General features: G+C 65.9%; 20 protein-coding genes. 14 read left to right on the forward strand and 6 right to left on the reverse strand.

The features are described from left to right. Positions 1-417: 417 nt before the first annotated feature. The 3 genes from Q7V46_RS05500 to Q7V46_RS05510 form a co-directional block, all read right to left on the reverse strand. A complete protein-coding gene (locus Q7V46_RS05500) occupies positions 418-1311 on the reverse strand; it encodes a dienelactone hydrolase family protein (RefSeq protein WP_304912517.1) in 894 nt (297 codons plus the stop codon). A gap of 244 nt (positions 1312-1555) precedes the next feature. Next, on the reverse strand, positions 1556-3130 hold the full coding sequence (gene gshA, locus Q7V46_RS05505; protein WP_304912518.1) for a glutamate--cysteine ligase: 1575 nt from the start codon (positions 3128-3130) through the stop codon (positions 1556-1558). 139 nt (positions 3131-3269) lie between these two features. Further along, a complete protein-coding gene (locus Q7V46_RS05510; RefSeq protein WP_304912519.1) occupies positions 3270-4280 on the reverse strand; it encodes a tRNA-dihydrouridine synthase in 1011 nt (336 codons plus the stop codon). Positions 4281-4408: 128 nt separating this feature from the next. Here Q7V46_RS05510 and Q7V46_RS05515 point away from each other — a divergent pair, with 128 nt between their 5' ends. The 10 genes from Q7V46_RS05515 to Q7V46_RS05560 all read left to right on the forward strand — a co-directional run bounded on the left by Q7V46_RS05515 (position 4409) and on the right by Q7V46_RS05560 (position 14067). After that, positions 4409-4972 (forward strand): FecR family protein, encoded by a 564-nt coding sequence (locus tag Q7V46_RS05515; RefSeq protein ID WP_304912520.1) that lies wholly within the window; start codon positions 4409-4411, stop codon positions 4970-4972. A gap of 119 nt (positions 4973-5091) precedes the next feature. Further along, positions 5092-5706, forward strand: a complete 615-nt coding sequence (locus Q7V46_RS05520; protein WP_304912521.1) for an OmpA family protein — start codon at positions 5092-5094, stop codon at positions 5704-5706. Positions 5707-5807: 101 nt separating this feature from the next. Beyond that, positions 5808-6431, forward strand: a complete 624-nt coding sequence (locus Q7V46_RS05525) for an RluA family pseudouridine synthase (RefSeq protein ID WP_304912536.1) — start codon at positions 5808-5810, stop codon at positions 6429-6431. A 10-nt stretch (positions 6432-6441) separates the two neighbouring features. Next, positions 6442-7215 (forward strand): SDR family NAD(P)-dependent oxidoreductase, encoded by a 774-nt coding sequence (locus Q7V46_RS05530; protein WP_304912522.1) that lies wholly within the window; start codon positions 6442-6444, stop codon positions 7213-7215. Between the two features lie 44 nt (positions 7216-7259). Next, complete coding sequence (locus Q7V46_RS05535) at positions 7260-7865, forward strand: histidine phosphatase family protein (protein WP_304912523.1); 606 nt, start codon at positions 7260-7262, stop codon at positions 7863-7865. A 413-nt stretch (positions 7866-8278) separates the two neighbouring features. After that, positions 8279-9463: a beta-ketothiolase BktB gene (bktB, locus tag Q7V46_RS05540; protein ID WP_304912524.1), complete on the forward strand. Its 1185-nt coding sequence runs from the start codon at positions 8279-8281 to the stop codon at positions 9461-9463. A gap of 172 nt (positions 9464-9635) precedes the next feature. Further along, on the forward strand, positions 9636-11024 hold the full coding sequence (locus Q7V46_RS05545) for an AAA family ATPase (protein ID WP_304912525.1): 1389 nt from the start codon (positions 9636-9638) through the stop codon (positions 11022-11024). Beyond that, positions 11021-12475, forward strand: a complete 1455-nt coding sequence (locus Q7V46_RS05550; protein ID WP_304912526.1) for a VWA domain-containing protein — start codon at positions 11021-11023, stop codon at positions 12473-12475. The genes Q7V46_RS05545 and Q7V46_RS05550 overlap by 4 nt, the downstream gene beginning before the upstream one ends. A 73-nt stretch (positions 12476-12548) precedes the next feature. Next, positions 12549-13571: a methionine synthase gene (locus tag Q7V46_RS05555; protein ID WP_304912527.1), complete on the forward strand. Its 1023-nt coding sequence runs from the start codon at positions 12549-12551 to the stop codon at positions 13569-13571. Positions 13572-13671: 100 nt separating this feature from the next. Beyond that, the gene (locus tag Q7V46_RS05560) at positions 13672-14067 is read left to right on the forward strand and encodes a dihydroneopterin aldolase (protein WP_304912528.1); all 396 of its coding nucleotides are present in this window, start codon (positions 13672-13674) and stop codon (positions 14065-14067) included. Between the two features lie 5 nt (positions 14068-14072). Here the strand turns inward: Q7V46_RS05560 and Q7V46_RS05565 are convergent, their stop codons facing one another. The 3 genes from Q7V46_RS05565 to Q7V46_RS05575 form a co-directional block, all read right to left on the reverse strand. Next, entirely contained in the window at positions 14073-14321 is a 249-nt protein-coding gene (locus tag Q7V46_RS05565; RefSeq protein ID WP_304912529.1) for a DUF2805 domain-containing protein, read from the reverse strand. Positions 14322-14435: 114 nt separating this feature from the next. Beyond that, positions 14436-14807, reverse strand: a complete 372-nt coding sequence (locus Q7V46_RS05570; protein WP_304912530.1) for a group 1 truncated hemoglobin — start codon at positions 14805-14807, stop codon at positions 14436-14438. A 57-nt stretch (positions 14808-14864) separates the two neighbouring features. After that, positions 14865-15071 carry a hypothetical protein gene (locus Q7V46_RS05575; RefSeq protein WP_304912531.1) on the reverse strand — a complete coding sequence of 69 codons (207 nt, stop codon included), beginning with the start codon at positions 15069-15071 and terminating at the stop codon, positions 14865-14867. A 130-nt stretch (positions 15072-15201) separates the two neighbouring features. On the opposite strand from Q7V46_RS05575, the gene Q7V46_RS05580 reads away from it, so the two are divergent. The 4 genes from Q7V46_RS05580 (at position 15202) to Q7V46_RS05595 (ending at position 22944) form a co-directional block, all read left to right on the forward strand. After that, complete coding sequence (locus tag Q7V46_RS05580) at positions 15202-18390, forward strand: AAA family ATPase (protein ID WP_304912532.1); 3189 nt, start codon at positions 15202-15204, stop codon at positions 18388-18390. A 195-nt stretch (positions 18391-18585) separates the two neighbouring features. Beyond that, complete coding sequence (locus Q7V46_RS05585; protein WP_304912533.1) at positions 18586-19323, forward strand: ABC transporter ATP-binding protein; 738 nt, start codon at positions 18586-18588, stop codon at positions 19321-19323. A 13-nt stretch (positions 19324-19336) separates the two neighbouring features. Then, complete coding sequence (locus tag Q7V46_RS05590) at positions 19337-21706, forward strand: ABC transporter permease (RefSeq protein WP_304912534.1); 2370 nt, start codon at positions 19337-19339, stop codon at positions 21704-21706. Continuing rightward, entirely contained in the window at positions 21703-22944 is a 1242-nt protein-coding gene (locus Q7V46_RS05595) for an efflux RND transporter periplasmic adaptor subunit (protein WP_304912535.1), read from the forward strand. The genes Q7V46_RS05590 and Q7V46_RS05595 overlap by 4 nt, the downstream gene beginning before the upstream one ends. Positions 22945-23280 lie beyond the last annotated feature (336 nt).

The raw sequence follows: 23280 nt of genomic DNA on the forward strand, positions 1-23280 counted from the left end.
ACCGAAGGCGAGAGAGGGGGGTCGCGCGAAGCGCGGCGGGACCAATGCCACCACCTCCGAGGATGAAGTGCCCCTGCCAAGGGCACCAAGGGTCCGGCTTGGCCGGCCCAAGGTGCCGCCCCCCTCCCGCCGAAGGCGAGAGAGGGGGGTCGCGCGAAGCGCGGCGGGGGGTGCCGCCTGTTATCCCCGCCTGCACTGGACAAGCTTGTGTATAACTCGGGGCAAGTTCTGTACGGCGGACGCAAGTAGCTGATCTGCCTGAAGAAAGCTCAGAGTGCCTGTTGAACAGGCAGCCGCCAAACGCGTTCGCTCTCCAGTGCGCCGGAGCACCACACACATGCATGAAGCGGCACGGTCCAGGGCAGCGACGGGCCGGCTTTGCCGGACGGCCAGTGCCGCCCCGGGGGGATGCTCACTTCAGGCCGGCGGCAGATGTTCCTTGAAAAACGCCAGCGTGCGCTTCCAGGCGAGTTTGGCCGCCGCCGCGTCATAGCGGGGCGTGGTGTCGTTGTGAAAACCGTGCTGGGTGCCCGGGTAGCGGTGGGCAATATACGCCACACCCGCTGCCTGCAGCGCAGCGGAATACGCCGGCCAGGCGGCGTTGATGCGCTCGTCCACATCGGCAAAGTGGATCATCAGCGGCGACTTGACCTTCGCCGCGTCTTCCACCGGCGGGTGGTTGCCGTAGAACGGCACAGCAGCAGCCAGATCAGGACGCTGGGTGGACAGCATGTGGGCAATACCACCGCCATAGCAGAAGCCCACCACGCCGATACGGCCTGAGCCATCGGGCCGCTTTTGCAGCACATCGGCGGCGGCCAGAAAATCCTGACGCGTCTTGCTCTGGTCCAGTTGGGCGAACAGCGCACGTGCCCGGTCTTCATCGCCCGGGTAACCGCCGAGCGACGTGAGCGCATCGGGCGCAAACGCCACATAGCCTTCCAGCGCCAGGCGCCGGGTCACGTCCTCAATGTGAGGATTGAGGCCGCGGTTCTCATGCACCACCATCACGCCCGGCAGCTTCTGGATGCCGCTCGCAGGCTTGGCCACGTACACCTTGATGGTGCCGTTCCCCTGAGGGGACGGCACTTCTTCCGTCACGATCAGCAGACGGGGATCGTCCTTGGCCACCACCTGGGCAGCCGCAAAGTTGGGGCTGAGCGCAGCGAGCAAGCCGGCCGCGGTGAGGCCACCCACAGCGAACTTGCCGGCACGATCAAGGAAGCCACGGCGGTCGATGTCGCCGTGAACGTAGGCGTCAAACAGGATCAGCAGTTCCTGATCAAAATCAGCGGCGGTGAGTCGGTTCATGCGGACCCCCTGCAAAAAAAATGCAGGATAGACGGAGTCCAGCAACCGACGTCAGGAAAACGCCCTTTATGGGTATGGATTTGTAACTGGTGCGGCCCTGCGTCAGAAGCCCCGGGGCCACATCGTCAGAAGCGATATGCACCGAACGCGATGCCTCAAGCCAGAGACACCGAGGAACCGGCTCTGCCGGGCCTCTGGTGTCGCCCCCCATACAGGGGGGTGTCGCCGAAGGCGACGCGGGGGGTTATGCATGAACTGCGGCCACCACGGGCTCCACAACAGGCCGCCCCAGGCGATCAGGCGAGGTGTATTCCTGCCGGTAAATTTCAAATGGCATGGTGTCGGCCGCCTCGATCTCTCGCTGCACATCCAGCGATTTGGCAGCCATGGCCTCGAAGCGGGCTTGTTGAAGCACGCTCCACGGGAGCGCAAGCAAGTCGGCGTGTATCTTGAGTGACTGCGCCCGCGCAAATGCGACAAACGAGTCGCCATGATCCTGGTGCATGGCGGCAAGCACGCGGGCAGAAGGCAAGGTGTCGGGGGCCTGCAAAGCGGCCAGAGCCTGGGAAACGGCATCGGCGTGTTCGGTGCCGCCCTGCGCGGCATCCAGCGCCAACGCGATCGGCTTCAAGCGTTCGATCAGTTCCTGCCCCCATTGCATCAGAGGCACGCTCTCGCCCTGGCGCAGCAGGCACAGGCCGGGCTCCCGGCCGCGCGCAGCGGTCAGGTGCTGGTTGTGCGCCATTTCATGGATTTCAGACGGGTTGTCGGGCGGGCTGTCACTGAGCAGGCAGTGCATCAGGAACACATCGAGAAACCGCAAGGTGGAAGCACCAATGCCAATGGTCTCGAACGGGTCGAGGTCCATCAGGCGCACTTCGATGTACTCGACACCGCGTTCGCGCAGCGCGTGAAGCGGGCGCTCGCCGGGAAAGATGACCCGCTTGGGACGGATGGTGCCGTAGAACTCGTTCTCGATCTGCAACAGGGTGGTGGCCAGCTGGTTATAGTCTCCGCCGGGATTGCGGATGCCCAGCGCTTCGTAGGCCGGCCAGGGGCGGGTCAAGGCATCGTGCAGCGAGGCGGCGTACCCTTCCAGGCTGTTGTAGCTCACCGCCAGCGAAGCCTGCGCCTCGCTCTGGTAGCCGAGGCGACCCATGCGCAGCGAAGTGCCATGCGGCATGTACAGGGTGCGCTCACCCAATCGCTGCAGTTCGTGCTCACGGCCTTCCACAAACGAAGAGCACACCGCGGGCGAGGCGCCAAACAAGGTCAGCAACAGGAAAGCGTGGCGACGGAAATTGCGGATCAGCGCGAAATAGTCTTCACTGGCCAGGCCAGGCAGCGACCAGTTGTAGTGAATGCCCGAAATCGTCTGCATGCGACGGCCGTATCGGTGCCCCAGTCCCATGCGGTAAACGCTCTTGGCGCGGCCCACATTGGACGAGCCGTAACGCCCCAGCGGAATGGTTTCGTCGGTAGGCAGACCACAGGGCATGCTGGAGGCCCAGAGCATCTCGTCACCCCCCGGGTTCTCTGGCTTGTGCAGGCTGCGCACGGTGAACTGGTGGACCTCCCGCAACTCGGCAAGGCACGCACCCACGCTGTCGTGTACACCGGTGATGAGTTCCAGTTGCGACTCGCTGTAGTCGGTGGTGATATGCGGATGGGTCAATGCGCTGCCCAGCGCCGCCGGGTGGGGCGTCAGCGCCAGGCGACCATCGGGCTGCGCGCGCAGGCTTTCTTTTTCAAGGCCGCGGCGCATGCCACGCAGGCGTTGGCCCGGGATGGCTTCCAGCCGTTGTTGGATTGAGGTCATACAGCGTGAGTTTTCGGGTCCGGGGGCGGAAGTTACCACGTGTAGCGGGTTCTTGCTGGCACCGCCTCTGCCAACCGCACCGCCATGGTGCACTGCCGAGACGACGGCTGCAAGTCCCCGGGACCCTATGCCCAGCGAATCAGGCAGGCAATGGCTCTGTAAAAGGGGCCATCCGTGCAGCCTCCCCGGCCTGGGTGTTCTGGAAGGCGGGTACGGTGCGATCAAACCAGGATTGAACGGCATCGGCGTCGTTGGTGAGGCGCAGGTCGTCAAAAGCCCGCTGCGCCTGCGGATAGTGCCGCCTCAGGTAATTGAGCCATTGCTTGAGGCGTCCGGCCCTATGGCGTCGATCGACCCGCAGTGCGACCTGCTGCCAGAACGCCAGCAGCAGGCCTGGCATCTCGCTCCAGGGCAAAAGCCCCTGCCCCTTGATGCTCAGCGCCAGGCCCGGATTGGTGACCATGCCCCGACCCAACATCAGGGCATCGCATCCGGTCACAGTCTGGCAACGCAGGGCATCTTCAACGGTCCAGATGTCGCCATTGGCGATCATGGGGATGCGCAGATGGGCGGGCAGGGACTCACGCACCTGGGCAATGCGGTCCCAGTAGGCGGGCGGTCGGTAGCCATGGGCCTTGGTGCGCGCGTGCACCACCAGTTCGTTGGCACCAGCTTCGGCGATGGCGATGGCGCACTCCTCGGCCCGACGGTCATCGTTGTAGCCCAGCCGCATCTTGGCCGACACAGGCAGCTGAGCGGGCACCGCCCGGCGAACCGCAGCCACGATGCGGCCCACCAGTTCAGGTTCATCGAGCAGCACCGCACCGCCCCTGCTCTGATTCACCGTCTTGGCCGGACAACCGAAATTGAGGTCGATGCCGTGGGGTCGCAAGCCTGCCAGGCGCGCGGCGTTGTCGGCAAGACAGGCTGGGTCTGAACCCAGCAACTGCGGGCGCACCGGCACGCCCGCGCGCGTGCGGCTGCCGTTGAGCAACTCGGGCACCACCCGCAAAAAGGCGCGTTCAGGCAGCACGGTATTCGTCACGCGGATGAATTCGCTCACGCAGCGATCGATGCCGCCAGTGCGCGTGAGCACATCGCGCAGAGTGGCATCGAGCAGGCCCTCCATGGGCGCGAGCAAAAGAATCATGGGGACCAGGAAGGTTGGATGGGAAGGGCCTTGAGCAGGCTCCTAGGGGGATTTTAGGTGGCTTGCCGCCTTTGGGTGCCTCCAGTACCATGCAGCGGCGGTCCGCCTGGGACCTTCAGGAGTGCAGGATGGGTGTTTCGTTTTCATCGTTTTTGGGTGCCTTGCTGTGCGGCGCTGCCTCTTTGTCAATGGCCCAGTTGGTCGTGCCTGGCGCAACGCCAGAAGTACCCACTTCGATCGACCCTTCAAGGACCCCACCAGCAGCTACCCCTCTGGCGCCGGCAGCCATCGGAATTCCCGCCAACGAAGCCAGCCGCATCGGCACCGTGAAATACGTGCAAGGCGCCATCCTGATAGGTCGCACGCCTGTCCAGCAGGTGCTGCGACCGGGTGATGGCGTGCGTGAAAGCGAGCGCCTGAGCACCGGCCCCGACGGCGCGGCCAGCATTCTTCTGCGGGACGGCACGGTGCTCACCATGGGACCCGACACCACCATGGACCTGAGCCGGTTCAACTTCGATTCAACCACCCACAAGGGCCATTTCGTGCTTGACCTGCTGCAAGGTTCGGTGCGCGTGATCACCGGTCTGCTGGCCCGCATGAACCCCGATCTGTTCAATGTGCAGACCCCGACTTCCGTCGTGGGCGTACGGGGCACCGACTTCATCGTTGATGCCATGGAGCCCTCATGAAGGTGCCTGCGGTTGCGCCCGCCGGCCTTGCGCTGCCCGCTGCGTGTCTTGCCGTGATCACGTCGCAACACGCGTGTGTCCGCCCACCCACCGCCCCCACTTGATCACCAGTGAATCTCATGCCGTCGCAAAGCGCCTTGGTGCGCACACTCAAGGCTGTTGCCGTGCTCTCATCCCTGGTCTGGATGTCTGCTTGTGCCCCGGTGTCTCGCGTGATTTTGCTGCCTCAGGCTGGTGGTGGACCCAGTGCGGTGGTGGTGCAGACGCCGCAAGCCGAGGCGGTACTCGACGTGCCCTATGGCGTGGCCAATGTGGCGCGCAGTGGCCGCGTGGGCACCGGCACCACCACGGCAGAAGAGGTGCGCGCCCAATACCCTCTCCTGCTGGCGATCGAGCCCATTCCACCCGATCGCTTCGTGCTGGAGTTTGAGCCCGGCACATCCGAACTGACCCAGGAGGCGCAAGCCCGCCTGGAAGACGTGATGGAGCGCGCCGGCAACCGTCCGGGGGGCGAAATCGTGGTGACCGGACACACCGACCGCCAGGGCTCCCTGGAATCCAATGACCAACTGTCGCTGGAGCGGGCGCTGGCTGTTCGTGCACTCTTCATAGCGCGTGGCTTTCCCCCTGAGCGGATCGAGGCCGTGGGGCGCGGTGAGCGCGAACCCCTGGTGCCCACGGAAGACGAGGTGCCTGAGCCACGCAACCGCCGCGCCGAGATTCTGGTTCGGTGATGGCAGGCACCGACCTGCCCGCCGCTCCTCCATCGCAGGAGCCTCTTGCGTCGAAGCTTCTTCCCCATCCTGCCCTGCAGGTGATCCATGCAGATGACGCGATGGTGGTGCTCGACAAGCCATCTGGCTTGCTGGCCGTGCCAGGCAGAGGCCCCGACAAGCAGGACTGCCTGAGCGCACGGGCGCAGGCCCGATGGCCCGACGCCCTGGTCGTGCACCGACTGGACATGGCCACCTCTGGCGTCGTGGTCATGGCCAGAGGGCTGACCGCCCAGCGCGCGCTGAGCAACGCCTTCGAAAAGCGAAGGGTGCACAAACGCTACATGGCCGTGGTGGCAGGCGAACCCGCTGATCCACCCACGGACGAAGGCTGGCACACCATCGACCTGCCGCTGGCGGTGGACTGGCTCAACCGCCCGCGCAGCATCGTGAGCTCCTTGCTGGGGAAACCCAGTGTGACGCGCTGGCGGCGAAGCGCCATACAAACCCCACTGCTGCACACGGGCTTGACAACGCGGTTAGAACTCGAACCTGTCACAGGGCGCACGCACCAGCTTCGTGTGCACCTGCAAGCGATCGGCCACCCCATCGTGGGAGACCGCCTTTACGCCACGCCCGAGCAACAAGCCATGGCTCCTCGGCTTTTGTTGCACGCCACCGAACTGCGGCTGGACCACCCGGTCACTGGCCAACCCATGAACTTCTCCAGTGCATGCCCTTTCTGAATCCAATGACATGACCCAGCACCACCTCACCATTCTCACCGGAGCTTCGCGCGGCATGGGCCTGGCCATGGCACACCAGCTTCTGGACGCCAACAGCCACCTGCTGTGCATCTCGCGCCAGGCCAACAGAGAGCTGGAAACGCTGGCCGTGCGAAAGGGTGCCGCCGTCACCCTGTGGTCGCAAGATCTGGCGGACACACAAGGCTCGGCCGAGCGGCTGCAAGCCTGGCTGAATGAACTGGACGCCAACCATCTGGCCAGCGCCACGCTGATCAACAACGCCGGTGTGATTCCGCACATTGGTCCGCTCGACGAATGCCCGCCCGAAGAACTGGCCAACGCCTTGCGCGTGGGTCTGGAAGCGCCGATGCAACTCACCGCAGCGTTTCTGCGCGCCACGGGCGCCTGGGTGGCCAGCGGCTGGCAGGGTCCGCGCAAGGTGCTGAACATTTCGTCCGGACTGGGTCGTCACGCCATGGCCGCCCAGGCACCCTACTGCGCGGCCAAGGCCGGCATGGACCATTTCACCCGATGCAGTGCGCTCGACGAAGCCCGGCGGCCGCACGGCGCCAAACTGGTGTCGTTGGCGCCGGGCGTGATCGACACCGACATGCAGGTGCAACTGCGCGCCGGCGATCCGGCCGCCTTCCCGGACCGCCAGCGCTTCGTGGAATTGCAGAGCCAGGGACAGCTCACATCGCCACAAGCCGCCGCGGAGCGGGTGCTGGCGTGGCTGGATCGTCCGGATTTCGGCGAGCAACCGGTGGCCGATGTGCGCGACTGAACGCAGGCCCGCCCGCTGCACCACCCATTGAACCGAGCAGCCCCATGACCACCCCTTTGCTTTTTCCCCGTCGTTCGTTTCTCTGCAGGTCCCTGGCGCTGGCGGGTGCCGGCTCGTTCCTTGGCACGGCGGGCGCCCAGGCCGGCACCGGGGCCGATTTCTGGGGCTTGCTGCGCGAGGGCGGTTGCGTGCTGCTGATGCGGCATGCGCAGACCGACCCCGGGGTGGGCGACCCCACCAACTTTCGACTGGGCGACTGCAGCACCCAGCGCAACCTCAGCGAGGCCGGGCGCGAACAGTCGCGGCGGGTGGCGGCGGCCTTTGCCCGTGAAGGCATCCGCATCGACGACGTGCGTTCCAGCGCCTGGTGCCGCTGCGTCGACACCGCCGAACTGGCATTCGGCAAGCACACGGTGTGGCAACCGATCAATTCGTTCTTCGGGCGCGGCGGCACGGGCGACAGCCAGACACGCGAAGTGCTGGAAGCGCTGAAAGACTTCAGAGGACCCGCCAACATCGCACTGGTGACCCACCAGGTCAACATCACCGGACTCACCGGTGGCTTCACGTCGATGGGCGAAATGCTGCTGACCCGGCCAGACCCTGCGAACCCTCGACAGCTTCGCGTGCTGGCCCGACAAAGTCCGTAGAGGCCCTGCGCGCACCATCGGTGGGGTCGATCCGCCCGGGGCGGCGGTCAGTGGCCGCGAAACGGCGTGGTCAGTTCCCGATGAATCTCCGAAGGCGCTTGCAGTGGCTTGACGGGCGTTTGTGTTGCCCTGCAAGTGGCAGCCATTGGTGCAGGCAGTGAGCGCGAGCCAGACGGCACGGGTGCCGATGGCCGGTCCCGGGCGAGAGGGTTGAATCGAACGCTCGGCGGGAAACCGGTCTTCATGCCCATTCCCGGTGAACAGCCAACGCGCAGGCTGGGGCAGACCGGTCGCAATTGATCCCCGTCAAGCGCCATGTGAGCTTTGCGGGGGTACGATGTGGCGTTGTCTTTACGGCAGATCGAAAAGCCGCCGTGAGGACGTGTGCAGCCCCCTCAATCCAGGAGTCTTTCATGAGCCGAGAAGTCGTCGTCGTCAGCGCCACCCGAACCGCCATTGGCACCTTCGGAGGCAGTCTCAAGGATGTGCCCCCCACCGAACTGGGGGCGCTTGTGGTGCGCGAATCGCTCGCACGCGCGCAGGTGGAAGGCAAGGACGTGGGCCACGTGGTGTTTGGCCATGTGGTCAACACCGAACCCAAGGACATGTATCTCTCGCGCGTGGCGGCCGTCAACGGCGGCTGCGCTGAGGCCACACCGGCCTTCAACGTCAACAGGTTGTGCGGGTCGGGTCTGCAGGCCATCATCTCCGCTTCCCAAAGCATTCTTCTGGGGGACACAGACATTGCCATCGGCGCCGGGGCCGAAAACATGAGCCGTGCCCCCTTCGCTTCACTGAACATGCGCTGGGGTGCCCGCATGGGCGACGCCAAGATGGTGGACATGATGGTGGGCGCCTTGCACGACCCTTTCCACACCATTCACATGGGTGTGACGGCCGAGAACATCGCGGCCAAATGGGGCATCACCCGCGAGGATCAGGACAGGCTGGCGGTGGAGAGCCACAACCGCGCGCAGCGCGCCACCACCGAGGGCCGCTTCAAGGACCAGATCGTGCCGGTCATGCTCAAGAGCCGCAAAGGTGAAGTGGCCTACGCCACCGACGAACACTTCCGCCCCGACTGCACGCTCGAAGACCTGGCCAAGCTCAAACCGGTTTTCCTCAAGGAAAACGGCACCGTCACCGCAGGCAATGCGTCGGGCATCAACGATGCAGCCGCAGCCGTGGTGCTGATGGAAGCCGGCGCGGCCAAGGCGCGCGGCCTGGCACCCATGGCGCGCCTGGTGGCGTATGCCCACGCGGGTGTGGACCCGAAGTACATGGGCATTGGTCCAGTGCCGGCATCCAAAATCGCGCTGCAGAGGGCGGGCCTCACGGTCAACGACCTGGACGTGATCGAAGCCAACGAAGCCTTCGCCGCCCAGGCCTGCGCCGTCACGAGAGACCTGGATCTGGACCCGGCCAAGGTCAACCCCAACGGATCGGGCATTTCGCTCGGCCACCCCATTGGCGCCACGGGTGCGCTGATCACTGTGAAGGCCTTGTACGAGTTGCAGCGGGTGCAGGGCCGCTATGCGCTGGTGACCATGTGCATTGGCGGCGGTCAAGGCATTGCAGCAATATTCGAGCGGCTGTAACTAGCCTCCCCCCGCGCCGCAGGGATGGAATCCCCCCCGCGCCGCCTTCGGCGTCACCCCCCAAAGGGGGGCGATGCCTGCGGCCCGGCGAAGCCGGTTCCACGGCATCTCTGGATGAAGGCACGTGCGCCGATCACACCATGGCATTCGTTGAGTGGATGTTTCTTTTCACATGAATCACGAACCCGTCGCTGCATCTGTATGGGCGCCCATGCTGGCGGAACTGGAGCGTGGCCTGCTGCAGCGCGATGTGGCAGCGCGGGCCTTGTTGCTGGCGGCTCTGGCGGGTGAGCATGTGCTTTTGCTGGGGCCGCCCGGTACGGCCAAGAGTGAGCTGGCGCGGCGGTTGCAGCGGCTGTTGCCGGGGGCGCAGTATTTCGAACGATTGCTCACTCGCTTCACAGTGCCGGAAGAGCTGTTCGGGCCGCTGTCGCTGCGCGCGCTGGAAAACGACCGCTATGAACGACTGACCGAAGGCTATCTGCCGGCTGCCGAAGTCGCGTTCCTGGACGAGGTGTTCAAGGCCAATTCGGCCATCCTCAACACCTTGCTGGGCATCCTGCACGAGCGTCAGTTCGACAATGGCAGTCAGCGCCTGCCCGTGCCCCTGGTCACGCTGGTGGGTGCCAGCAATGAACAACCGCAGGACGACAGTCTGCTGGCCTTCTACGACCGTTTTCTTTTGCGGGTGCCTGTGCAGCCGGTGGACGACGCGCATTTCGCCGCGCTGCTCACCACGCCGGTGAAGCGGGGCGGGGCCGTCCCAGCGAGTTCACATGTTGCTCTCACGCGTGTGCAAGCCTTGCGCGAACAGGCCCACGCAGCGGTGTTGGGCGGCAACGTGCTGAATTTGCTTCAAGCCGCCCGCCAGCACGCCACTGGCACCGCGCAAACCGTGTCAGACCGCCGCTGGCGCCAGCTGGTCGAACTGCTGAAGCTGCAGGCCGTCAGCAGGGGTGCCGATCAGGTGAGTCCGTGGGACCTGTGGCTGCTCCCTTTCGTGCTCGCCGCCGGGCCAGCCGACGTGGCCGGATGGACCGAGTTCTTCCTGCACCGGGTAGCCCACACGGCTCCCGTACCGCTGGAAGGGCTGGAGCGTGCGGTGGCGGCCTTTGAGCAGCAGCTCGACATCGAACGCCGCGCACCCGCCGATGCGCAAGACGACAGCGCGGGCAAGCTGGCGCTGGCGCGTGCCATCTCTGCGCCCTCCAGCGGTGAAAGCGAGATGGTGCGCATCACCAGTGATCGCGCCCAGCGCCGCTACAGCCCGGTGCACGTGGCTGCGAGGGTGCATCAGTGCGACATGGTGCTGGGACAACTGGACGATGTACACGAGGATTTCCGAAGCACCGCCGCTCAGGTGTGCCTGGAGGCTCGCAGACACGACTGGCTGCCACCCTCCTGGCTGACACAAATTGAGGCGGTGCATGAACAGCGCTGCGAACGCCTTGGGCAATGGCTGTCGCGGCTGAAGCTGGTACGCCAGGGTTTCTCTGCAATGCCTTTGAACGAAGAAGCCCATGCCACACCGCCCGAACCTGTGACGTGGTCCCACACATGAACACGGGCGCGGCCGCGCCCTACCACCACCTGGACAACCTGCCGCGAGAACTGTGGCGCTGGGCCGTGGTGTGCAGCGCCGGCCAGCCGGATGCCCGATTGCCGCAGCTTTTGCGCTGGCAGCGCGCACTCATGGAAGGCACGCTGCCGGACCGGGGTGATGACTGGGACGACCCGCAGGCCACCCAGGCGCTGCGCCCGGTGCTGATCGAACTGGAACTCACCCAACTCACCCAGGGCAGCGCAGCCCTCACACGCCAGCTGATGCAGAGCCTGCTCTGGCACCTTGACAGCCTGATCGACCGCGAACCTGGCGTTTCACGTGATGCCGCCATTGAACAGATGGCCATCGGGTTTCGCGACAGCTGGACACTGCAGCGGCAGGGCTGGGACGAGGTGCTCGCGCTGCTTCAGTCACTTGGCGATCTGGCGCATTTGCGCTGGGACGACCTGAAAGGCCAGCTCAGCCGGCGCGAATGGCAGGAAGCGCGCCGCATCGGTGAGTTGCTGCAGCGCCTGCCCAGCCTCGCCCGCTTCATCGACGGCGTGGGGCGCAGCCGCGCCGACCGGCAGCATTCGCCTGCGCCACAGGCCCAGGCGCATCGCTTGCCCCAGACCCAAGCCGCTCGCCACCCGGCCGACGAGCAGGAACGCCGACCCGAACCCACCGAAGTGGACGGTGTGCGCCGCTCGCGCACGCTCGCCCGCATGGCCGGCAGCGAAACCCTGAATCTCACGCACCCGGTGCTGCGGCGCCTGTGGCGCACGCGGTTTGCTGAAGCGCAGCTGCTCACTTACGACGACCGTGCTCGAAGCCCAACCAACCGTCCGCTGCCACGGCCCGACGCCAAGCCTCAGATCAACACACTCACACACGCAGGCCGTGGCCCCCTCGTCGTGTGCCTGGACACTTCCGGCTCCATGCGCGGCGCGCCCGAAAACGTGGCAAAAGCCTGCGTGCTGCAGGCCCTGCGCAGCGCCCACGCCAGCCGCCGTGCGTACCGCCTGCTGGCTTTTGGCGGCCACGACGAACTGCTGGAGCGTGAGATGGCCCTCGACGTAGCCGGTCTGGCCCATCTGCTCGATGTGATGGGCCAGAGTTTCGATGGCGGAACCGATGTGCAGACGCCCATGGAGCGCGCCATCGAGCTGGTGCAGACCACCGGCTGGGAAGAAGCCGACCTGCTGATCGTGAGCGACGGCGAGTTCGGCGTCACCCACGCCACACTGGCCCAGCTTCGGGATGCCAAACAGCGGCTGGCTCTGCGGGTGCACGGCATCCTGATCGGCGACCGTGAAACCGTGGGGCTGGTGGAAGTGTGTGACACGCTGCACTGGGTGCGGGAATGGCGGCGCTACGGCAGTGGCAGCACGGTGGTGGGAGACGATTTTTCGCCCGTGCACAGCCGCAGCCTGACCACGCTGTATTTCCCCAATGCCATCCGGCGTTGAGCGCCCGTTGTATCCTGCTGCCCCGACGACCCTTTCAGGTCGACGCTTATTTTCAGAATAACCCGGAGACCCCATGTTCACCACCGCAATCGCTGGCAGCCTGCCCAAACCCGCCTGGCTCGCCGAAACCGAAAAACTCTGGCCAGAGTGGAAAACACAGGGCCCCGAACTGCAGCAGGCCAAGGCCGATGCCACGCTGCTGTGGATCAAGGCACAGGAAGATGCCGGACTGGACGTGATCGGCGACGGAGAGCAAGCGCGTCAGCACTTCGTGCACGGTTTCGTGGAGCAGGTCGAAGGTATCGACTTCGAAAACAAGGTCACCATGGGCATCCGCAACAACCGCTACGATGCTCAGGTGCCGCAGGTGGTGGCCCCGCTGCGCCTGAAAGGTCGCGTGCATGCGTTTGAAGCACAGCTCGCACGCAAGCACACCAAGAAGAAGCTCAAGTTCACCCTGCCCGGCCCCATGACCATCGTGGACACCGTGGCCGACCGTTTCTACGGTGACAAGGTGAAGATGGCCATGGCCTTTGCCGAACTGCTGAACCAGGAAGCGCTGGCGCTGCAGGCCGACGGCGTAGACATCATCCAGTTCGACGAACCGGCCTTCAACGTCTACATGCAGGACGCCGCCGACTGGGGTGTGGCCGCACTCGAAGTGGCTGCGCGAGGCCTGACCTGCACCACCGCCGTGCACATCTGCTACGGCTACGGCATCAAGGCCAATGTGGACTGGAAGCAGACGCTCGGCGAGCAGTGGCGCCAGTACGAGCAGGTGTTCCCTGCATTGGCCAAGAGCAGCATCGACCAGGTGAGCCTGGAATGTTTCCATTCGCACGTGCCACCCGAACTGATGAAGCTGCTCGAAGGCAAGGAGGTGATGGTGGGCGTGATCGACGTGGCCAGCGACATCATTGAAACCCCCGAGCAGATCGCCGACACCATCGGCATGGCGCTGCAATATGTGCCCAAGGACAAGCTGATCGCCTGCACCAACTGCGGCCTGGCGCCCATGAGCCGCGAAGTGGCCATGGCCAAGCTGGAAGCCCTTGCGCAGGGCGCGGCGCTGGCACGGCAGCGTTACGGCGGCTGATGTCTGTGCGGCTGTCTGAGGTTCGGCACACCGGCGCTGGGCGTGTGTTGCCCCCCACGCTGCCTGTTGCGTCCCCAACGTCAGACAAATGCCTTTTCCCATGACCACCCGCAGCACCGTGGAACTGAGAGATCTGCAGATCGAAACCCGGATCGGCAGCGACGGCCCTGGTGTGCACGCACCGGACACGCACCTGCTCGACCTGACCTTGTGGATCGACCCCAGCCTTGTGCTGATCGAAGAGGACAGCATGTCACAGGTGTTTGATTACGACCCTCTGGTGGCCGAGATGGAGCGGCTGGCGCGCGATGGCCCTTACGAAACGCAGGAGCGCCTGGTCACGCGCATGGCCAAGGCTTGTGCCGACCATTCACAAATCGAAGCGGTGGAATTGGCTTTGCGAAAGGCACCCATCCGTGCCCGCTCGGGTTCGCTGGGCGTGCGACTTTATCTGGACGGAGCGGCTCTGGCCGAACTGCGGCAAGTACCGGGTTGATCCGGCTACTTGTAGACGGCCCGCTGATCGCTGAAGCGGCGCACACGCCGCCGCCATGCCCGGTAGCTGCCAGGAGCCAGATGCGTGCGCATCAGCACCTTGACCTGATCCGCGCCCAGCCCATGCGCAGCGCGTATCTGTTCAAAGCTGACGTCGTCGCTCAGCGCCATCTGAATGATTTCGCTGACGGCACCGGCGTCAAGCCGGGCTTGCGCAGCACTGCCTTTGGCATGGGGTGGGCGGATGAATGGCATGGCTGGACCGTACCGGCAAAAGGTAACCCTTGAGTGGGGACGGCCTCTGGCGATGGTCCGGCATCAAGAAAGGCAAGGCGCAGGATCAGAGGTCACTGACCAGGTGCATTCCGGTCACACGCGGATCACTTCGCCTTTCAGCGACCACAGGATCGCCAGCACCTCGTTGCGGGTGGCGGGCTCCACCCCGCATTTTTCCAGCGCGTCCATGGCATCGTCGATCACGGTGATGAATTCCTGCTCGCTCACGTTCATGCCCTTGTGGGTGGTCAGCATGTCCTGGCCCGAATAGCTCTCGGGTCCTCCAGCACCAGCGCAGAAAAACTCGACCACGCGGGTTTCGACCCTTTCAAGGTCCGGGCTGTTTTCGTAGCGGGTCTTCACCAGCGGGTTGGCCAGGTGGTTCTTCATCAGCTCGCGGGTGATGCGGGCGATGCCTTCTCGGCGACCGAGGCGGTCGTACAGGGTTTCAGCAACGGCGTTCATGGCATGTGCTCCTTGGATGGGAAGATGGACAGATGGATGTAAAGGTCGCCGGGTCAATCAGGCCCGCAAAGCCTGCAACCACGAGGCGTACTCGATGTCTCCCGGCTCGGACTCGCCAGTGCAAAGCTCGCGCTGCGATTCGTGCAGCCTCTGCGAATGCGCCTGATCCGGTGCACGCATCGAAGCCCTGGTCGGCGGTTGGGGCTGGGTCGGAACGGCAGGGGCGCCGGATGGAAAAGTCTGGCTGAACTGAAGGGAGTTCATGGTGCTCTCCTGTTTTCAGACAGGTCGGGATTGACCTGCCGGAGGCGATGTTGCGCACCCGGTGTTCCTGAAACGTTCCCGGCCCGCCAGGCACTTGCAGACTGGATCCGGTAGCGAGACACTGCGATGCATGACCGCTGCTGCGCTTCAGTCCCCTCCCGATGCACCTGGCCACCTGCGGGTGACTCTGCTGGGTGGATTTGCGGTATCGATCAACGGTGTAGAAGTTCCGGTCGAGCGTTGGTCTGGCTTGCGCGCCACCCATCTCGTTCAACTGCTGAGCCTGCAACCCCGGCACCGCGCCACCCGCGATCAGGTGATCGATGCACTGTGGCCCCAACTCGAGCCCGATGCGGGCGCGGCCAACCTGCGCAAGGCGCTGCATCACGCGAGGCAAGCCCTGCGTCGCCATGACAGCATCGAGCAGCAGGCCGGCGAACTGGTGCTTTGGCCGCAAGGCACCCTGGCGGTGGATGCCAACGAGTTCGAGCAACGCGCCCACAGCGCCCTGCGCCATCGAGACCCTGCTGCCTGTGCCGACGCCGCCGGCGCCTACGCGGGCACGGTGTTGCCCGGCGCACAATTTGAGGCGTGGACGGAACCGGCGCGCGAACGCCTGCGGGCGCGCTACCTTGAACTGCTGCGCGCCAGCGCCCAGTGGGCCGCGCTGGCCCAACAGGAACCCACCGACGAAGGCGCACACCGTGCGCTGATGCAGCAGGCGCTGGATTCGGGCAACCGGGCCGCCGCGCTGCAGTGGTATGGGCGTCTGCGCGAAGCACTGCAACAGGCGTTGGGCGTGTTACCCGACCCACAGACAGAGGCGTTGTACGAGCGCTGCGTGGCGGGTCTCCAGGCCACCGGGCCGGCTTTCGTGGGGCGATCGACGGAGTTGGGTCGGCTGGCTGCCTGCCTGGCCGCACCAGCGGTAGAGCGCCCGGGCGGCCTGTTGCTGCGTGGCCCACCCGGCATGGGCAAGAGTGCCCTGTGCCGCGAAATAGCCGCCATGGCGCGACAGCGGGGCTGGCAGGTGCTGAGAGTGGACGCTGCCCAGAACAGTCGCGCCTACGCCGTGGTCGCGTCCATCACCGAGCACCTGGTACTGGGTGACCGCGGGCTGCTGGATCGCATCGGCCACGTTGCCCGCGCGGTGCTGACGCAGATCAGCCCGCTGGCGGCACCAGCGGACAGGCTGCCCGGTCCGCTCGGGCGCCACCAGGTGGTGGGCGCCATTCGCCGCCTGCTGCTGGCAGCGATGGGAGACGACCCTTTGCTGCTGCAGATCGACGATGCGCACCTGATCGACGACGCCGATGCAGACGTGCTCCTGCAACTCGCCATGGCCGGTGCCCCCTTGTGCGTGTGCCTGTCCACACGGCCGCTGGCGACAGACAGTGTGTTGGGACGCGGCGTGGGTCGCCTGCAACGCGCCGGCGTGCTGGAGGTCTTCGATCTGGCACCTCTGACCAACGAAGAATGCCGCCGCCTGATCGACCGCGCCGCCGACCCACCGCTGACCGACCAGTTGGCGAACCGTATTGTCCAGATGGCTCAGGGTCATCCGTTCGCAGCAATCGAGCTCGCGCGCTGCCCAAACGTCGGCGCTGAGCACGCCCTTCCGTCCAGCGCCTTCGAGGCCATCACTGCGCGGCTCTGCGACGTGCCTCCCAGCGCGCAGGCCTTGTTGCGCTGGCTGGCGTTGAGTGGCGACGAATGCGAGGCCGTCTTCGTGGAGGCGCTGGCCAGCCAGGCCCAGGTGCCGGCGCTCTCGGCCCTGGATGACGCGCTGGCCGCCGGCGTGCTGGTGATGGCAGGCAGTTGCTACCGGTTCCGGCATGAACTGGTGCGACAGGCCCTGATTGGCCAGCTGGCGCCGCACCACCGGATGAAAATGCACCGCCAGATCGCCAACGAACTGGCCGAGTGCGGCGCTGCACCAGCCAGCGTGGCCCGGCACTGGCTGGAGGGCGCACAGCCGAAGCAGGCATTGCCTTGGCTGCTCACGGCCGCGCAGGACGCGGTACGTCTGGCCGCCTTCAGCGACGCCTTGCGACACCTCGATCAGCTGCTGGGCTTGCAACCCGATCACGCGGACGCCCTTCGATTGCGGGCCGAGGCACTGGACGCCCGGGGCGACCCGGCGGCGCTGTTTGCCTACCGGCTGGCGGCCACGGCGGCCAGCGAGACCGAAAGCCACAACCTGCTGGCGAAAGCCGCACTGGCGCAGGTGAAGCTGGGCGATCCCAAAGGCGCGCTGCTGGCGCTGGAAGGAGTCAACCCCACATCGGTGGAAGGTCGCCTGTGCGAGGCGCTGGCCTACAGCGGTGCCGCGGCGCTGGGCGCCACCGATCCGGCCATCGGCACCGCCAAATCGGCCGTGGCCCGACGTCTGGCGCTCGCCTCGGGCGACACCTCGGCTCTGGTGGTGGCGTCCTGGGCGCAGGCAGCGGCGGCGCACGCGCGCGGGGAGCTGCATCGCAGCGTGTGGGCCGACCTGCAGGAAACCCGTCATGTGCCGCACCTGGCGCTGCGGGTGTTCGATGGCCATCTGTGCATCACCCAGCGCTTTCTCTACGGCGCGCGACCCTACCCCGAAGTGATCGCCTTCGCCGATGCCTTGTCGACGGAAGCTCAGCGGCTCGGCGCCGCGCGGGGCCACGCGTTCGGCACCACACTGCGCGGCGAAGCCGAATGGCTGGCCGGCGATCTGATGGCGGCAAGACAGCACCTGGAAGAAGGCGCCCGGCTGCACCGCGCCCTGGGTGGTGCGGTGGGTGAGGCTTTGTCTCTGCAGCGGCTGGCCGAGGTGGCCCTGCAGGAAAAGCGCCAAGAAGAAGCGCGCGACCTCATCGACCAGGCACTCGACGTGGCGCGCCAGACCGACATCGGTTTTCACCTGCTCGACCGCATCTACGGCACCCGCATCCAGCTGCATGCCGACGACCCCGACGCAGCGCTGCACGTGATGGAAGACGCCAGCGAGTCGGTGCGCGGACCGTTGGAGACCTGCCCGGGGTGTCGCATCACCTTCGCCGTGCCGGCCGCCATCGCCGCTGCGCGCGCTGGCGAAATCGATCTGGCCGAACAGCACGAAACGCAATGCGCCTACCTGGCCCAGGTGGTGATGCGCCTGCCCGCCTGGTACGCCGCGCACGACGAGGTTCTCGGCCACATCGCGGCGGCCCGCAAGGGACGGTCGCATGAACTGGCCACCAACCACTTTGCCGCAGCGGCCCAACGCTTTGCCGCTGCTGGTCAGCCGTTCGATACAGCCCGCTGTGAAGCACTTTCAAGGGGCGATCCAGGCCGGATCAGCTGAAATCGATCCTGCTGCCCAGAGGCCGCTCAGCCAAAGCAACGGTCACACCATCCGTCGTCGCTTGACCGACATCAAGTGTCTTGGACTCCGAGTGTGTTCGAATGCCTCTCGAGGTTGAGGGAAGGATCGCTGCCGGGCGCGTTACCCGGGATCACACCCTGAGCCTTGCCCGCAGCACCCCAGACGGAGACCGTGATGAACGACGCTTCGCCCAAGACCGACCCTGTTTTCTCCGCACAAGGCCTGACCAAGGTCTATGGCGAAGGCCCCACCGCCGTGCACGCACTGCGCGGCGTGGACCTAGACATCGTGCGCGGTGAATTCGTGGTGTTGCTGGGGGCTTCGGGCAGCGGCAAGTCCACCCTGCTCAACATCCTGGGTGGACTCGACAGCGCCACCGACGGCACCGCCCGCTGGACGCACCAGGGACAGATGCACGAACTCACCGGCGCCAGCGACGCCGAACTCACCCGCTACCGACGCGAGCACGTGGGCTTCGTGTTCCAGTTCTACAACCTCATTCCCAGCCTGACCGCGCTGGAAAACGTGGCCCTGGTGACCGACCTGGCCGAAGACCCCATGCCGCCAGAAGAAGCCCTGGCGCTGGTGGGCCTGGAGGGGCGCGTGAACCACTTCGTCTCCCAGCTCTCGGGCGGCGAACAGCAGCGGGTGGCCATTGCCCGCGCCATCGCCAAGCGGCCCGCCGTGCTGCTGTGCGACGAACCCACCGGCGCGCTGGACTGCGCCACCGGCGTGATGGTGTTGCAGGCCATCGAACACGTGAACCGGACCTTGGGCACCACCACCGTGGTGATCACGCATAACGCCCCCATCGCCGACATGGCCGACCGCGTGCTGCGCCTGGCCGACGGCCGCATCGTGGACACCCACGTGAATGCGCACAAAGTGGCCGCGTCCACGCTCAAATGGTGAAGCGCGTGCAAGCATGAAAGCACTGGACATCAAACTCTGGCGCGACCTGCGCCGCCTGCGCACCCAGGCCATCACCATCGCCGTGGTGGTGGCCATCGGCGTGGCCGGGTTTGTGGGCATGTTCTCGGTGCACGAATCGCTTCAGACCTCTCGTGACAGCTTCTACCAAGACAACCGACTGGCCGATGTGTTCGCCAGCGTCAAGCGCGCTCCCTTGCACCTGCGGCAGCGGCTGGAAGCCATTGATGGTGTGGCCGAGGTGCGACTTGACGTGACCATGGACGCGCAGATCGCACTGCCCGATGCCGACGCCCCGGTGACGGGCCGCTTCATCGGCCTGGACCTGGTCCAGGTGCACACCCAACGCCAGGGGCTGAACGCGCTCAGCTTGCGCAACGGGCGCTGGCCCGAACGGGGCCACGCCCTGGAAGCGGTGGTGAGCGACCGCTTTGCCACCGCACGCGGACTGCAACCGGGCCAAAGCGTGCGGGCCATCCTCAATGGCCGCCTGGAACAGGTGCACATCGTGGGCACGGCGATTTCGCCCGAGTATGTGTTCGCCTCGCGCGGTGGCGCGCCTGACGATCAGACCTTCGGCATCTGGTGGATCGACCAGGAGCGCATGGTGCACGCGGCCGACATGCAGGGCGCGTTCAACCAAGTGTCGCTGCGCCTGGAGGCAAACGCTTCCGTGCCCGCAGTGAAAGACCAGGCCGACCGGCTGCTGGACCCTTTCGGCACGCTCGGTGCCGTGGGTCGCGATCAGCAGCTCTCGGCCAAGATCGTGAGCGACGAGCTGGCGCAGCTCAAGGTGATGGGCACCGTGCTGCCCGCGATTTTTCTTGCGGTTGCCATGTTCATCCTCAACGTGGTGATCAGCCGCCAGGTGGCCACCCAGCGCAGCCAGATCGCCGCCTTGAAGGCACTGGGCTATGGCGACCGAGCCATTGCCTGGCACTACATCCAGCTGGCCATGGTCATCGCTGGTCTCGGGGCGCTCGCCGGATTGGCCCTGAGCCTGTGGATCGGTCAGCTCATGCTGGGCCTCTACGACGAAGTGTTCCGCTTCAACCGGCTGGCCTACGTCACCACACCCTGGCTGGTGGCGGTGGCTGCGGGGATCACCGCTGGCGCAGCGGCATTGGGCACCTGGACCGCCATTCACGCCGTGGTGCGCCTCAAGCCCGCGCAGGCCATGCAGCCGCCGTCGCCACCCACCTATCGCCGCACGCTCGTGGAGCAACTGGGCCTGGGCCGCTTTGTGCGCACCGGTGCGCTCATGGTGATCCGCAACTTCGAACGCCGCCCGCTGCGCGCGGCGTTCACCGTCACCGGCATCGCGCTGGCGGTGGCGCTGCAGATTTCCGGTGCCTTCTGGCTCGACGCCATTGCGCACATCGTGGACACCCAGTTCCGCCAGGTGCAACAAGGCGATGTGCTGGTGAACTTCGACAGGCCGGTGCCCCTGTCAGCGACGAACGATCTGCGGCGCCTGCCTGGCGTGATCAACGCCGAACCCTATCGAACCGAACCCGTGCGCATGCACCTGCGCGGCCGCAGCGAAGACGCCGCCATCCTGGGGCTGGTGGACGATGCACAGCTGCTGCGCGTGGTGGACGAGCAGCGCGGTCCGGTGGCGCTGCCGGCCGAAGGCCTGGTGATGTCGTCGCTGCTGGCGCGCTCCATCGGTGCCCGGACCGGTGACCGGGTCGAGGTGGAATTCCGCCTCTGGAACCAGACGCGCACCACCGTGGCGGTGGTGGATACCGTGCAGACCATGATGGGCAAGCAGGCCTACATGCAACTGGATGCGCTGAACCGCTTGTCGCGCGACGGCGCGGGCGCGATGGAGGCCGCGCTGCAGGTGGACCCGCAGGCCATGCCGGCGTTCTGGGCTGCCGTGAAGGCCGCCCCGCTGATCAACGCGGTGTTTGACAAGGCCGGCACCATGGCCAGCTTCAACGAAACCACCTCGCGCAACATGGGTGTGTTCAGCGGCATCCTCACACTGTTTGCGGTGGCCATGGCGGTGGGCATCGTCTACAACGCCGCGCGCATCACGCTCTCGGAGCGGGCCTGGGAACTGGCCAGCCTGCGGGTGCTGGGCATGACGCGGGCCGAGGTGTCTGTGCTGCTGCTGGGCCAGCTGTCGGTGGAGCTGCTGGTGGCCCTGCCCATCGGCTGCGTGGCCGGCTGGGCGCTGGCCACGCTGATGATGCGCCTGATGTCGTCCGACAGCATCGATTTCCCGGTGGTCATCGAACCATCGACCTATGCCATGGCTGCACTGATCGTGCTGGCCGCCGGTGTGGTGAGCGCGCTGATGGTGCGCCGCCAGATCGACCGGCTGGACCTGGTGGCCGTTTTGAAAGTACGCGAATGAACACCAACAAGAATCGAAGCAACGGGCTGCGCCGCTGGGCACCCTGGGCCCTGGCCGCCGTGGTGGTGGTGGGACTGACCGTCTGGGCCTTTCAGCCTCGGCCGATGCAGGTGGAGGTGGCCAGCGTCACGACGGGCCGCTTTGAGCAGGTGCTGGAAGAAGACGGCCAGTTGCGGCTGAAGCAGCGTTACGGGATCGCCGCGCCCACACAGGCAGAACTGCTGCGGCCCACATTGAAGGTGGGCGATGCGGTACAAGCCGGCGACGTGGTGGCCACGCTGGCACCGGCCGCGCCCCAGATGATCGACACCCGCACCCGGATGGTGCTGCAGCAGCGCGTGGGCAGCGCAGACGCCATGCGCCGGGCTGCGGCCGCCCAGCTGCTGCGGCTGCAGACCGCCCAGGCGCAGGCCGCCCTGGAAGCCGAACGCGCCGAAAAACTCGCCCGCGACCAGTTCATTGCGCCCTCAGCGCGTGACCAGACGGCATTGGCCCTGCGCTCGGCCCAACAGGCGCTGGAAGCCGGCCGCGCCGAAGTGCGCGCCGCCGAATTCGCCCTGGCAGAAGCCCGCGCCGCGCTCGCCCAGTCGGAACCCGCCAAAGGCGTCCGAACCGATGGACTGTGGCAATTGCGCAGCCCCGTCAGCGGCCAGGTGATCAAGCTGCACCAGGACAGTGCCGTGACGGTTCAGGCAGGCCAGGCGCTGCTGGACATCGGCGATACCCGAGCGGTCGAAGCGGTGATCGATGTGCTCTCGACCGACGTGTCGCGCATTGCCACAGGCGCTCCAGTCGCGTTGTCACTGGGCGCTGCCACGCCACCACTGCAGGGCCACGTGAGCCGCATCGAACCGGTGGCTTTCACCAAGGTGTCTGCGCTGGGCATCGAGGAACAACGGGTGAATGTGATCATTGAAGCCACGGCCCCGGACACGACAGCCGTGCCAGGCACCTTGATGGGCGAAGGCTACCGGGTCGATGCCCGCATCACTGTGTCGTCACATGAAAACGCGCTGCTGGTCCCCACCGCGGCGCTGGTGCGAGACGCAGATCGGTGGCGCGTACTGGTGGTCGAGGCCGGACGCACCCTGGCCAGGCCCGTCACCGTGCTGGACCGCAACGCCGACATGGCCCGGGTGGAGAGCGGTGCGCCAGACAGTGTGAAGGAAGGCGATCGGGTCGTGCTCTACCCCGGCACCACCATTCAGGCGGGTCAGCGGGTGAAGACGAGGGAGTGAGGTTCCTCAGATGCGAGGGCACGCTCGCCTGAGAGGTAGCCCGCCCCCGATCCCGCCCCCGCCGTGTGGCCGGGCTGAGCAGCGCAGGGGCGTGGGGACCAGAAATTCGCATGTCCGAAGGCCGCGCAGCGGACAAGTTTGCAAATTTCCCCCACGCACCGAGCAGCGCAAGGAAGCCCGCAGGGCCCCGGACTTCGGCTCGCCTTTCTTTGGCCTACGTTTGGTGTTTGCGTAACTTTGCTTCGCAAAGTGAGCAAACCCCGCGCGGTACGCGCCTTTGGCGAACAAAGAAAACCCGCTACGGGGGTTTCATCAAAGGCAGGTTGCCTGCCGGGG

It is taken from the genome of Hydrogenophaga sp. (assembly GCF_030651625.1).
Classification (GTDB): Bacteria; Pseudomonadota; Gammaproteobacteria; order Burkholderiales; family Burkholderiaceae_C; genus Hydrogenophaga.